General features: G+C 63.5%; 11 protein-coding genes. 5 read left to right on the top strand and 6 right to left on the bottom strand.

The annotated features are described in order from the left end of the window. Nucleotides 1-161 precede the first annotated feature (161 nt). Together EB230_RS25310 and EB230_RS25305 are read left to right on the top strand one after the other, a co-directional pair. Nucleotides 162-1328, top strand: coding sequence for an acetyl-CoA acetyltransferase (locus EB230_RS25310; RefSeq protein ID WP_056565606.1), 1167 nt, complete (start codon nt 162-164; stop codon nt 1326-1328). 27 nt (nt 1329-1355) lie between these two features. Continuing rightward, complete coding sequence (locus tag EB230_RS25305; protein WP_056563667.1) at nt 1356-2360, top strand: asparaginase; 1005 nt, start codon at nt 1356-1358, stop codon at nt 2358-2360. 9 nt (nt 2361-2369) lie between these two features. Here the strand turns inward: EB230_RS25305 and EB230_RS25300 are convergent, their stop codons facing one another. Then, nucleotides 2370-3746 carry a TIGR03808 family TAT-translocated repetitive protein gene (locus EB230_RS25300; protein ID WP_056563665.1) on the bottom strand — a complete coding sequence of 459 codons (1377 nt, stop codon included), beginning with the start codon at nt 3744-3746 and terminating at the stop codon, nt 2370-2372. Between the two features lie 120 nt (nt 3747-3866). On the opposite strand from EB230_RS25300, the gene greA reads away from it, so the two are divergent. Then, on the top strand, nt 3867-4340 hold the full coding sequence (gene greA, locus EB230_RS25295) for a transcription elongation factor GreA (protein WP_056563662.1): 474 nt from the start codon (nt 3867-3869) through the stop codon (nt 4338-4340). Here greA and EB230_RS25290 read toward each other — a convergent pair. Genes EB230_RS25290 through EB230_RS25280 form a run of 3 tightly spaced genes read right to left on the bottom strand, consistent with a single transcriptional unit; the run spans nt 4321 to nt 8143 of the window. After that, the gene (locus EB230_RS25290; protein WP_155772377.1) at nt 4321-4545 is read right to left on the bottom strand and encodes a hypothetical protein; all 225 of its coding nucleotides are present in this window, start codon (nt 4543-4545) and stop codon (nt 4321-4323) included. The genes greA and EB230_RS25290 overlap by 20 nt on opposite strands. 38 nt (nt 4546-4583) lie before the next feature. Continuing rightward, entirely contained in the window at nt 4584-6704 is a 2121-nt protein-coding gene (gene scpA, locus EB230_RS25285; RefSeq protein WP_056563660.1) for a methylmalonyl-CoA mutase, read from the bottom strand. After that, nucleotides 6701-8143, bottom strand: a complete 1443-nt coding sequence (locus EB230_RS25280; protein ID WP_172374152.1) for a methylmalonyl-CoA mutase subunit beta — start codon at nt 8141-8143, stop codon at nt 6701-6703. The genes scpA and EB230_RS25280 overlap by 4 nt, the downstream gene beginning before the upstream one ends. 319 nt (nt 8144-8462) lie before the next feature. On the opposite strand from EB230_RS25280, the gene EB230_RS25275 reads away from it, so the two are divergent. Beyond that, nucleotides 8463-10010 (top strand): helicase HerA-like C-terminal domain-containing protein, encoded by a 1548-nt coding sequence (locus EB230_RS25275; protein WP_172374151.1) that lies wholly within the window; start codon nt 8463-8465, stop codon nt 10008-10010. An 84-nt stretch (nt 10011-10094) separates the two neighbouring features. Here EB230_RS25275 and EB230_RS25270 read toward each other — a convergent pair whose 3' ends face one another. Together EB230_RS25270 and EB230_RS25265 are read right to left on the bottom strand one after the other, a co-directional pair. Beyond that, nucleotides 10095-10925 (bottom strand): L,D-transpeptidase, encoded by an 831-nt coding sequence (locus EB230_RS25270; RefSeq protein WP_172374150.1) that lies wholly within the window; start codon nt 10923-10925, stop codon nt 10095-10097. 175 nt (nt 10926-11100) lie between these two features. Further along, complete coding sequence (locus tag EB230_RS25265; RefSeq protein WP_056563647.1) at nt 11101-11760, bottom strand: haloacid dehalogenase type II; 660 nt, start codon at nt 11758-11760, stop codon at nt 11101-11103. Between the two features lie 156 nt (nt 11761-11916). Here EB230_RS25265 and EB230_RS25260 point away from each other — a divergent pair, with 156 nt between their 5' ends. Next, complete coding sequence (locus EB230_RS25260; RefSeq protein ID WP_172374149.1) at nt 11917-12795, top strand: branched-chain amino acid aminotransferase; 879 nt, start codon at nt 11917-11919, stop codon at nt 12793-12795. Nucleotides 12796-12967: the final 172 nt, after the last annotated feature.

The raw sequence follows: 12967 nt of genomic DNA, 5'->3' as shown, positions 1-12967 counted from the left end.
CGGGTCAATCAACAAAAAATCGACGTGGGCGCGACCTGCACCAAGCGATTGTCTGCTTGCGGCCCTTCACGGCTTGGGCGAGAATGTTTATATTTGAACAATAAAAGGCGAGATGTGCCGTAAGCCCATATGCTAGCCTCGCGCCAAGGATGGAGATTGCCATGACCGCATGCATCGTCGGCTGGGCGCATTCGCGCTTCGGCAAGCTTGAGGGCGAGACGCTCGAGAACCTGATCGTCAAGGTCGCGACGGACGCGCTCGACCATGCCGGCATCGGCCCGGACGAGGTCGACGAGATCGTACTCGGCCATTTCAACGCCGGCTTTTCGGCGCAGGATTTCACCGCCAGCCTAGTGCTTCAGGCGGACGACCGGCTGCGTTTCAAGCCGGCAACGCGTGTCGAGAACGCCTGCGCCACGGGATCGGCGGCGGTCAGGCAAGGCATCCGTGCCATCGATGCCAACGCGGCCCGCATCGTGCTGGTGGTCGGCGCCGAGCAGATGACGACGACGCCAGGCCCCGAGATCGGCAAGAACCTGCTGAAGGCGTCCTATCTGCCGGAGGACGGCGAGACGCCCGCGGGCTTCGCCGGCGTCTTCGGCAAGATCGCGCAGGCCTATTTCCAGCGTTATGGCGACCAATCGGATGCGCTGGCGATGATCGCCGCCAAGAACCACAAGAACGGGGTCGACAATCCCTATGCGCAGATGCGCAAGGATTTCGGCTATGAGTTCTGCCGGCAGGAGAGCGAGAAGAACCCCTTCGTCGCCGGTCCTCTGAAGCGCACCGACTGCTCGCTGGTCTCCGACGGTGCCGCCGCCCTTGTCCTTGCCGACACGGCAACGGCGCTGAAGATGCGCCGCGCCGTCGCCTTCCGCGCCAACGAACATGTGCAGGACTTCCTGCCGATGTCGAAGCGCGACATCCTGTCCTTCGAGGGCTGCGAACAGGCGTGGACCCGCGCGTTGAAGAACGCCGGTTTGACGCTGGACGACCTGTCCTTTGTCGAGACGCACGACTGCTTCACCATCGCGGAACTGATCGAGTACGAGGCTATGGGGCTGGCGAAGCCCGGCGAGGGCGCCAGGCTGGCGCTGGACGGCACGACGGCGAAGGACGGCCGCCTGCCGGTCAATCCGTCCGGCGGGCTGAAGGCCAAGGGCCACCCCATCGGTGCGACCGGTGTCTCGATGCATGTGCTGACCGCCATGCAGCTTGTCGGTGAAGCCGGCGGCATCCAGGTGCCGGGCGCCAAGCTTGGGGGTATCTTCAACATGGGCGGAGCGGCGGTCGCCAACTACGTTTCCATTCTCGACAGGATCAGATAAACCGCCCCGACACTCGTTGGAGGTGGCATGGCAAATCCGGTTCTGATCGAAGTCTTGCGCGGCGCGATCGTCGAGAGCGCGCATCGCGGTGCTGTCGCGGTCTTCGATGCCGACGGCAAAGCGGTCCTGGAGATCGGCGACACCTCGAGGCCGGTGTTTCCGCGCTCGGCGGTCAAGGCCATCCAGGCCCTGCCGCTGGTCGAAAGCGGCGCTGCCGATGCCTATGGCTTCGGTAACCGCGAACTGGCGCTGGCCTGTGCCTCGCATTCGGGCGAGCCGGCCCATGTCGAATTGGCGCGCTCCATGTTGGCCAGGGCCGGGCTGGACGGGTCGGCACTCGAATGCGGCACGCATTGGCCCTCGAACCATGACGCCGAGATTGCGCTCGCCCGCACCGGCGATTTGCCCAGCGCGTTGCACAACAACTGCTCGGGCAAGCATTCCGGGTTTCTCTGCACCTGCGTGCACTCCGGCATTGCGCATCGTGGTTACGTCAAGGCGGGGCACGCCCTGCAGGAAATGGTGCGCGATGCCATGCAGGCTGTAACCGGCGCTGTCCATGGCCCGGATGAGCGAGCGACCGACGGCTGCTCGATCCCGACCTATGCGGTGCCGCTCAGGAGTTTCGCGCTCGGCTTTGCCCGCATGGCGACGACACATGGTTTCGGTCCGGAGCGAGCCAAGGCGGCGAAGCGCCTGCTTTCCGCCTGCATGGCGGAGCCCTTTTTTGTCGCCGGCACGGGCCGCGAAGACGTCGCGCTGATGGAAGCAGCACCTGGCCGCATCTTTGCGAAAGGCGGCGCCGAAGGCGTCCACTGCAGCGCGATACCTGAACTTGGCCTCGGCATAGCGATCAAATGCGACGATGGCGCCGGCCGCGCCGGCGAGGCCATGGTCGCCGCCGTCCTCGCCAGGCTGCTGCGTGCGGACGAGGCCCTGTCGGCGAAGCTGCGCGAACTGGCCAACGCGCCGATCGAAAGCCGGATCGGTGCCAAGGTCGGGGCGCTGAGGCCGACACCAGCCTTGAATTGAAGATTGCTCTCAACTGACGCGGTTGCGCTCGACCGTCAGATGCGCAAAGCCGCTGTTGCTTGACTGGGTCAGGTCCGCCGTCACCGGCTGCGCCCAGCGCTGGCCGACGACTGCGCCGTTCAACGCGCCGTCGATGACGTTGTCGGAGATGACGGCCGTGCCGGCACCCTCGACCACGCTGACGACGATGCCCGTGCCTGCCTTGCGGATGATGTTGCCGGTGGCCACCACATTGCGCAGATACGGGCCCCAGCCGATCGACATGCCGTAGAGCGGCGCGTTCTCGATGACATTGTTGGAAACGGTGGTGTCGGCCTCGACGCCGATGCCGACGCCGAACCCGGGTGGATCGGCGCTATAGGGGCCGCTGGTCGACAAATTGCGCACGATGTTGCCCGAGCAGACACCCATGCGGCCGCCTTCGTTGAAGTTGACGATCGATATGCCATTGGCCGCGCCATCGACGATGTTGTTGCTGATGACGGCGCCCTCGAAGGAGAATTCGGAGTAGACCGCGGTTTCACCCGAGCGTGAACAGGTATTGCCTGATATCTGCAAATTGCTGGAACTGTTGGCGCGGATCGCCGAGAAAGCGCAATCCGAGACGACGTTGCCCGAGATGATGACGTTGCCGGCACGGAAGGCGTTGATGCCATTGCCGTTCTGGCCGGTCCCGCCGCTGCGCGCGCCGATGCGTTCGACGCGGTTGCCGGTGACCATCGTGCCGTCTTCGGCCGCCTGCCAGCGATGCACGAGGATGCCGCCATTGGCGCAATCGGAGACGGCATTGCCGGTGATTGCCAGTCCACCCGCTTCGACCGAGTAGATGCCGGCGTCCGCCGCGCCCGATATGTCGGAGCGTTCGATGCGGCCCGCCGCGTGTTCCAGCGCCAGTCCGTTCTTGCCGCTTCCGGTTATCTGGCAATTGTCGACGACGAGATGGCCGACCCTGCGCAGATCGAGCAGCCCTTGCGCATAGTCACCCATCGAACGGTTCGAACCGTCGAAGACCAGCCCGGCGAGCTCGATATGGTCGGCTTGTTCAGCCATGAAAAGATGGCCGTCGCCGCCATAGACGATCCGCGTTGCCCCGGGCACGCCGGAAAGACGCACACGGCTGGGCAACGAGAGATTGGACACCACATAGGTGCCCGCCGGCAGGAACACCGGTATGTCCCGGCTGTTCGCGTCGCGCAGCAGCTTGGCAAAGGCCTTGCTCTGGTCGTCGAATGTCCCGGGCTGCACACCAAGTTCGGTGGCATTGATAGAGCCGCGCATCGAGGCTTTTTCGATGCCGGTCAGGTTGGCGGCCGCCGCCTTGCCAAGCGCAAGGCCTATCACGGCAAAGCCGGCCGTTTGCGTCAGCAGGGTCCGTCTGTTCAACATCGGCACACAATCCCAGTGTTCGACCCTGACACCGCAGGAATCGTGCCAGACGTTCTGTTCCACTCGACGAGGTATCGACAATGGCTTGTCGAGCAGCCATTCGGCGCCTAAGTTCAGGCAATGAGCAGAGCTTTTACCCGCGAAGAAGACAGCGAAAACGCAATCGCCGGCGTCGGCGAGCGGCCGATCAGCCCGCACCGCAATCTTGTGACGGAACGCGGCCTGGCGCAGATCGAGGACAATCTGGCCGATCTGCGTGACGTTCTGGCGAAAGCAGAAAGGAAAGCCGACCGCGAGCGCATCGCGGTCGTGTCACGCGATCTGCGCTACTGGACCGCGCGGCGCGAGAGCGCCGAACTGTCCGTACCGGAGCCCGGCAGCGACGTCGTCCGCTTCGGCATGGGTGTCACGCTGGAAGGCGATGATGGCAAGAAGGTGCACTGGAAGATCGTCGGCGAGGACGAGGCCGATCCCACCAAGGGCAGCATTTCTCATGTTTCGCCGATGGCCGTCGCGCTGTTCGGCAAGAAGGTCGGCGACGTGGCCGCGGTCAACGGCAAGGAATGGGAAATCGTCAAGCTTTCGGATAGCTGACAACAGCTACTTGGCAACTTTGCAACGCGACCTCATATTTGTCCATGACATCACGACCAGCGCGCATCCGCCGTTCGACGTCGTTGCTCTCCACCGGTCTTAGAATGAAGCCGAGCATTTCCGTGGCAAGATCACGGCCCCCGATCCGTCGTCGAGCTTGTGGATGAGAGTCTTCAAAGCTGTTACCCATGGTTGCGTCCGTCATTGTGGCGCAACCTTTCCGGCAATGCAGAGTGTTTTCGCTCAGCCCGATAGCAGCCGGTCCATCAGCCGGTCAGCCGCATCCGGGATGACGGTGCCCGGTGGGAAGATTTCCGCCGCGCCGGCCTGCAGCACCGCGTCGTAGTCCTGCGGCGGGATGACGCCGCCGGCCACGATCAGCATGTCGCCTCGGCCCAACTTTTTCAGCGCGTCGCGCAATTCGGGGATCAGCGTCAGGTGCCCTGCCGCCAGCGATGAGGCGCCGATAATATGGACGTCATGCTGGACCGCCAGTTTCGCGATCTCTTCCGGTGTCTGGAACATGGCGCCGACAGTGACGTCGAAGCCGAGATCGGCGAAAGCGGTGGCGATCACCTTCTGCCCTCGGTCGTGGCCGTCCTGTCCCATCTTGGCAACGAGGATGCGCGGCTTGCCGCCGTTTTTCTTCTCGAAAGCGCTGATCTTGTCCTGCAGCCCATCGACCACGGGATTGTCGCCAAGCGCCTTGCGGTAGACGCCGGAAATGGTCTGCACCGTCGCGACATGGCGGCCAAAGGCCCTTTCCAGCGCGAACGAAATCTCGCCGACCGTGGCGTTGGCGCGCGCGGCGCGGATGGCGAATTCCAGCAGGTTTTCGTTGCCCTGCGCGGCGCGGGTCAGCGCATCAAGCGCGCTTTCCACGGCAGCGACCTCGCGCGTGCCTTTCAGCCGTTGCAGTTTCGACAATTGCCGCGCCCTGACCTCGGCATTGTCGATCTTCAGCACGTCGACTTCGATGTCGTTCTCGGGGCGATGCGCATTGACCCCAACCAGCATCTGCTCGCCGGAATCGATGCGTGCCTGCGTGCGCGCCGCTGCTTCCTCGATGCGCAGCTTCGGAATGCCTTGTTCGGTCGCGGCCGCCATGCCGCCTAGAGCCTCGACCTCCTCGATATGGATCAATGCGCGCGCCGCCAGATCATGGGTCAGCCGTTCGAGATAGGTCGACCCACCCCACGGGTCGATGACGCGCGTGGTGCCGGATTCCTTCTGCAGGATGAGCTGCGTGTTGCGGGCGATACCCGCCGAATGATCGGTCGGCAGCGCCATCGCCTCGTCAAAGGAGTTGGTGTGCAGCGACTGCGTATGCCCCTGAGTCGCGGCCATCGCCTCGATCATGGTGCGGATGATGTTGTTGTAGGGGTCCTGCGCCGTCAGCGACCAGCCGGAAGTCTGGCAATGGGTGCGCAGCGACAGCGAGCGCTCATCCTTCGGTGCAAAATTCTTCTTCATCAGGGTCGCCCACAGCAGGCGCGCGGCCCTGAGCTTGGCCACTTCCATGAAGAAGTTCATGCCGATCGCCCAGAAAAAGGAGAGGCGCGGCGCGAAGCGGTCGATGTCGAGGCCCGCCGCGACACCGGCGCGGGCATACTCGATGCCGTCGGCGATCGTATAGGCGAGTTCCAGGTCGGCCGTCGCGCCGGCTTCCTGCATATGGTAGCCGGAGATCGATATCGAATTGAACTTCGGCATGTTCTTCGACGTGTAGGAGAAGATGTCCGAGACGATCCGCATCGAGGGCTTTGGCGGATAGATGTAGGTGTTGCGGACCATGAACTCCTTCAGAATGTCGTTCTGAATGGTCCCGGCCAGGTCCTTCTGCGCAACGCCCTGTTCCTCCGCCGCGACGATATAGAGCGCCATGATCGGCAACACCGCGCCATTCATCGTCATCGACACCGTCATGTCGCCGAGCGGAATGCCGTCGAAGAGCTGTCGCATGTCGAGAATGGAATCAATGGCGACGCCAGCCATGCCGACATCGCCGGCGACGCGTGGATGGTCGCTGTCATAGCCGCGATGGGTGGCGAGATCGAAGGCGACAGACAGGCCTTTCTGGCCGGCGGCAAGATTGCGCCGGTAAAAGGCGTTGGACTCTTCGGCCGTCGAAAAGCCGGCATATTGCCGGATCGTCCACGGCTGCTGGACATACATGGTGGGGTAGGGGCCACGCACGAATGGCGGCAAGCCCGGGTAGGTGTCGAGATACGGCAGGCCCTTGAGGTCGCCCTGATTGTACAGATGCTTGACCACAAGCCCTTCCGGCGTCACCCGCTGGCCCTTGACCTCGACCGGTGCGCGGCGCGGCGGCACCCAGCCGATCTGGCTGAAATCCGGAATCAAGGGACCGCCCCGATGGATTGGTCGATGCGGGCCGGAAACAGCGGTTCGCACAGGACGACACCTTCGGTGAAAGCCGGCCGCTGCTTTGCGTCCAGTGTCTCGACCGGGCGCTCGGCCTTCTGTGGATAGAGTGTGGTGCCGATGATGGCCCGCTCGCCGGACCTGAAGGCGGCGTCGCGACGAGCGGCCGCGGTGCGAACGCGCTTCTGGATGTGCCCGTCACGGAGGCTGGACAGTATTCCTCCTTCGGCCTCGATCGTCTGCAACTCCGCCCAGGCGGCTTCGCAAAGATCTGATGTCAGCGCCTCTACCGCGCCTGAACCACAGGCGGGATCGGCGACGTGATCGACATGGCTTTCATTGGCCATGATCAGCTGCGCGTTGCGTGCCACGCGGCGGGCAAAGGGAGCCGGCAGGCCGTGCGCGATCGTATGCGGCAGGATGGAGATTGAATCGGCTCCCCCCGCGGCCGCTGCGAAGCAGCCTATCGTCGTGCGCAGGATGTTGGTCTCCGGGTCCAATGCCGTCATCATGCGGAATGATGTCTCGGCATGGATGTTGGCCGTGGAATTGGGGATCGAGCAAGCCTCCTGCACCCGTGCCCAAAGCCTGCGCAGGGCCCGTACCTTGGCCATGGAGAGGAACTGGTCCTGGTCGACGCTGAGTGCGAAGCCGATATGAGGCGCGGCATAGACGAGTGGCTGCCGCGCCTTCTCGAACATTCTGAGATACGAAACCGCGGAAGCCAGCATGATCCCGAGCTCCTGCGCTTCCGTGGCGCCGGCATTGTGGAAGACGCGCCCGTCCGCTTCCAGGAGCACGCCCGGCACGCCCATCGAGAAGAAGTGCGCCAGCGATTGCGGCATCGATTCCTGCAGCGCCTCGATCGACATGCGCAGCCGGCCGGTGCCGGCAAGGATCGCCGCCGGATCGATGCCGAAGGACAGGTTCAGCTTTGCCGGATCGGAGCGGCGCTTGCCCAGAAACGCCACCAGCCAGTCGGCCATCGGCCGGCTCCACGGGTGAGTGTCGATGCGTATCTGCATCCGGTTGAGGGGTACGCCCTCCAGCACCGTCTCCAGCGCCTGCGCGGTCCTCGGCAAGCCGTAGCCGAATGCGTTCGGCGCACCTTCGAAGACGAGCGACAACCCTGTCGCCCCTTGCGCGATATCATCCAGGACCTGCGCCTTGGCACGATCGACATCGGGATCGTCGACGCGCTGGCTGACAATCCACGGCGACCGAGGATTCGCGCGCACGATCGGCTCGGCCCCGGCCGCACGGTCATAGAGTGGCTCGATGCGGATGCTGTCGTCGGTATGCGAAACCAGCTTTTCCTCGAAGGATGCGCCGGCCAACGCTTTTTCCGCCAAGGCCAGCCATCGCTGGCGTTCGGCATCCCCCGGTTCAACGTCCCTGGTCAAGGCTCCAGCGCCCATCCATCTTCCTCGTTTATGTCGCCGCACCAGCCCGGAGCAGCTCAGTCTAAGGTCCCCGGTCGGTTATCGCAATGCGCGTCCAGGGTCTGAATTCGATCCATCTGATATAGGGCGCTTGCGTGGACGGACCATGAACGATTGCCAAACACCAACAAAATCCGCAAGTTCCAAAATCCGATTTCGGCGATAGGTCCGATTGGGGCAATTTGGACGATTGGCCCCGCTTTGGACGATTGGCATTGTCGCTGTGCAACAGCCTCACTATACCTTCGGCCAAAGGCTGCCTTTTTAGACACATCAGTTTGCGGAGACCCTATATATGGCTGACGACACCAGTATTTTCATCGGCGCCAGCCGCAAGCCCGATGACAGCTATCAGCGTCCCGAACAATTGCTGCTGCAGTACGGGAATCGCCATGGCCTGGTGACGGGCGCCACCGGTACCGGCAAGACGGTTAGCTTGCAGGTCCTGGCCGAGGGCTTTTCGAATGCCGGCGTACCGGTGTTCTGCGCCGACATCAAGGGCGACCTGTCCGGTATCGCCATGATGGGCACGGCTCAGGATTTTCTCGTCAAGCGGGCCGCACAGGTCAAGCTCGATCCCTACGATTTCCAGGAATTCCCCGTCATCTTCTGGGACCTGTTCGGTGAGCAAGGCCACCCCATCCGCGCAACGATATCGGAAATGGGACCGCTGCTCCTGTCGCGGCTGATGAACCTGACCGACGCGCAGGAGGGCATCATGAACATCGCCTTCCGCATTGCCGATGAAGAGGGCCTGCTGCTCCTTGACCTCAAGGACCTGCAGGCGCTGCTTGCCAACATCGCCGGGCGCGCCGAAGAGATCAGCGCCCGCTACGGCAATGTCACCAAGCCATCGGTCGGTGCCATCCAGCGCACGCTGCTGGTGCTGGAGCAACAGGGCGCGGCCAATTTCTTCGGCGAGCCGGCTCTGCGCATCGCCGACATCATGCGCACCACGCGTGATGGCCGGGGCGCCGTCAGCGTGCTGGCCGCCGACAAGCTAATGATGAACCCGCGGCTCTACGCGACCTTCCTGCTCTGGCTGATGTCGGAACTGTTCGAGGAACTGCCCGAGGTGGGAGATCCCGACAAGCCGAAGCTGGTGTTCTTTTTCGACGAGGCGCATCTGCTCTTTGACGAGGCGCCGAAAGTGCTGATCGACCGCGTCGAACAGGTGGTCCGCCTGATCCGCTCGAAGGGCGTCGGCGTCTATTTCGTCACGCAGAATCCCCTGGACATCCCCGAGAAGGTGCTGGCACAGCTCGGCAACCGCGTTCAACACGCTCTGCGCGCCTATACGCCGCGCGAGCAGCAGGCGGTGAGGACGGCGGCGGAAACGTTCCGCCCCAATCCCGACTTCGACTGCGCCTCCACCATTACCCAGCTCGCCACCGGCGAGGCGCTGGTCTCGACGCTGGAGGCCAAGGGCGTGCCGTCCATGGTACAGCGCACGCTGATCCGTCCGCCGTCGTCGCGGCTTGGTCCAATAACCCCGGCCGAGCGGCAAAAGCTGGTCGCGGAAAGCCCCGTCTCCGGCCAGTACGACCAGGTCATCGATCGCGAGTCGGCCTTCGAGATACTGCAGAAGAAGACCAAGGACGCACAGGACGCCGAAGAGCAGGCGCAGCAGGCTGGCACCGGTGGCTCGCGCTGGACAATTCCGGGCTTCGGCAATGACGATCCCGCCCCGCAGTCGGGTGGCCGCCGCGCGCCGGCACCGCGCCCCTCCAATCGCCAGACGGTCGCCGAGGCGGCGATCAAGTCGGTGGTGCGCTCGGTCGGCTCGTCGGTCGGACGTGCGATCGTGCGTGGTATCCTGGGCAGCCTGTCGCGGGGGCGCTGAGCCCTGCGGCAAAGTCTATGCTTTATAGCGCCGCGCATCCGCTTGGACACGTGGCGCCGAGCATATTCCCTGGGCGAAGCCGGATCAGAAGATCGCGTTCGTGACCGCTTTGACGGGGCCGAGCAGGACAGATCCGTCCGGCACCCCGGCATCGATCGGGATCGCCTTGTGGTTCGCGGTCGCCGCGGCCGCCATCGGCTGGCTGGCATCGCTGGTCACGATGACCGGGCTTTTCGACGGCACCCGGTCGTAGAGGTCGATGATGTCCTGGTTCATCAGGCGCACGCAGCCCGATGACACCGATTTGCCGATCGAGCGCCATTCCGGCGAGCCGTGCAGGCGGTAAAGTGTGTCCACATTGCCCTGGAAGAGATAGAGCGCACGGGCACCTAGCGGGTTCTTCAGCCCGCCGGGCATGCCGCCATTGTCGGCGCTGTACTGCTTCAGTTCCGGCTGCCGGGCGATCATCTCATCCGGCGGCGTCCATTTCGGCCATTTCTGCTTCCATTGGACGACAGCGTCGCCCGACCATTCGAATCCGGCGCGGCCAAGGCCGACGCCATAGCGGATCGCCTGACCGCCCGGACGAACCAGATAGAGGAAATGGCCCGTCGTATCGACGACGATGGTTCCTGGTTTCTGCCCGGTTGGGTCCGGAACGACCTGACGCAGGAACTGCGGATCGATCCTGTCGACGGGGATGGCCGGCAGGTCGAAGCCGCCATCGCTGACGGCCGCGTACATTGACGCATAATCGGCAAGCGGTGGCTCGACATAGGTCGGCGGCGGTGGCTCGACCGGCGCTGGGCCGGTGGTGGCGCATGCGGAAACCGCGATCGATGCGGCGCCCAATGCTGCGGCGTTGAGGAAGCCGCGACGGCTCAGGCGATAGGATTCGATTTCGGTTATGGACATGACTGCCTTCTTTAGGACTCAAATCGCAACAAAGCGTCAATACGCCGATCGCCGCTGCAGGTGCCTGACAACACTTGGCGCGATAGGCGGTTCCGATTCTGGCCCGAACGTGGACAAACAAAGGCGAAGCTGTGACCGTGCCGCAACTGTGGCGCCAGGGCAACAGATGGATAGCTTAGGCGGTGACCAAGGCTTCGAGGGTCGGCAGGATCAGGGTTGGCGGGAAGTCCCGATATTCCTCGGGCTGGTTCGAACGGTTGATCCACACCGTGCGGAAGCCGAATTTGGTGGCACCCGCAATGTCCCAGCGATTCGAGGACTGGAAGGACACCGCGCCGGGATAGAGGCGCCAGCCGGTGGCGACCATGTCGTAGACCGCCGGATCGGTCTTGAAGCGGCGCACCGCGTCGACGGAATAGATGTCGTCCAGAACCTGATCGAGCGCGGCGGACTTGACGGCAGCTTCCAGCATTTCGGGCGAGCCGTTGGAGAGGATCGCCAGCCTGGCTCCCGAGGCCTTGAGCGCCTTCAACACGGCCGGCACCTCAGGATAGCAATCCAGCCGCCAGTAGGCTTCGAGCAGCCTGGCCTTCAGGCTTGAATCGGCCGAGGGGACCTTGCGCAGGGCGAAGTCGAGCGCCTGCTCGGTCAGCTGCCAGAAATCGGCATAGGCGCCCATCAACGTGCGCACCCAGGAATATTCGAGCTGCTTGGCGCGCCAGATCTCCGACAGCAACTGGCCGTCCGGCCCGATCCGGTCGGCATGGCGGCGCACGGCGGCATGCACGTCGAACAGTGTACCGTAGGCATCGAAAACATAGGCGGCGTATTGCATGGCGACAGTTTTGAGGGGAGGCGGGGCGCGGTGCAAGCCTTGATTGCACCGCGCCCGCCGCTGGCCTCAACAAAACTCCCCCGATGCCCGTTGACGGCGGCGGCCAAAGCATCATCCAATGTCATCACACAACATTGATTGGAACGGGACAACGCAATGACACTGGCGGCAGCGGCGCAATCCGCGACATGGACCTTCGTCGACGGGGACTGGTACGAGGGCAATGTCGCCATATTGGGGCCGCGCAGCCATGCGATGTGGCTCGGCACCAGCGTGTTCGACGGCGCGCGCTGGTTCGAAGGCGTGGCGCCCGACCTCGACCTCCATGCCAGGCGGGTGAACGCCTCGGCGATCGCGCTTGGCCTCAAGCCGAACATGACGCCCGAACAGATCGTCGGGCTGACCTGGGATGGGCTGAAGAAGTTCGACGGCAAGACGGCGGTCTATATCAGGCCGATGTACTGGGCCGAGCATGGCGGCTACATGGGCGTGCCGGCCGATCCCGCATCGACCCGTTTCTGCCTCTGCCTGTATGAATCGCCGATGATCTCGCCGTCCGGCTTTTCGGTCACGGTGTCGCCGTTCCGGCGCCCGACGATCGAAACCATGCCGACCAATGCCAAGGCCGGATGCCTTTATCCCAACAATGGCCGCGCCATTCTCGAGGCCAAGATGCGCGGCTTCGACAATGCGCTGGTTCTGGACATGCTGGGCAACGTCGCAGAGACCGGGACCTCGAACATTTTCCTGGTCAAGGATGGACATGTCTTCACGCCGGCGCCGAACGGAACCTTCCTGTCCGGAATCACGCGTTCGCGCACGATAAATCTGCTCGGTGAGTATGGCTTCAAAGCCACCGAAAAGACCTTGTCGGTGCGCGATTTCCTCGAAGCGGACGAAATCTTTTCGACCGGCAACCACTCCAAGGTGGTGCCGATCACGCGCATCGAGGATCGCAACCTGCAACCCGGACCGGTGGCCAAGAAGGCGCGTGAACTCTATTGGGAATGGGCGCATTCGAAATCGGCAGGCTGACGCGCCAGTCTGGCCGTTTTGTCGCTGCACGCCTCACCGCAGGAAAACCGTGTGACAGTTTTCCGGAACCCGCTTAGAAAGGGAACCGGCGCTTCACTTCCGGAGTTGTTCCAGCTCAATCCAGACCTATCTTAATCCGGTATCGACACCGGATTTTTCCACGAGGGAGTAC

Source organism: Mesorhizobium sp. NZP2234, from assembly GCF_013170765.1.
In the GTDB taxonomy this organism is placed as follows: domain Bacteria; phylum Pseudomonadota; class Alphaproteobacteria; order Rhizobiales; family Rhizobiaceae; genus Mesorhizobium; species Mesorhizobium loti_D.
The sequence above is the reverse complement of the archived record's forward strand: the minus strand, read 5'-3'. Positions and strand labels throughout refer to the sequence as shown.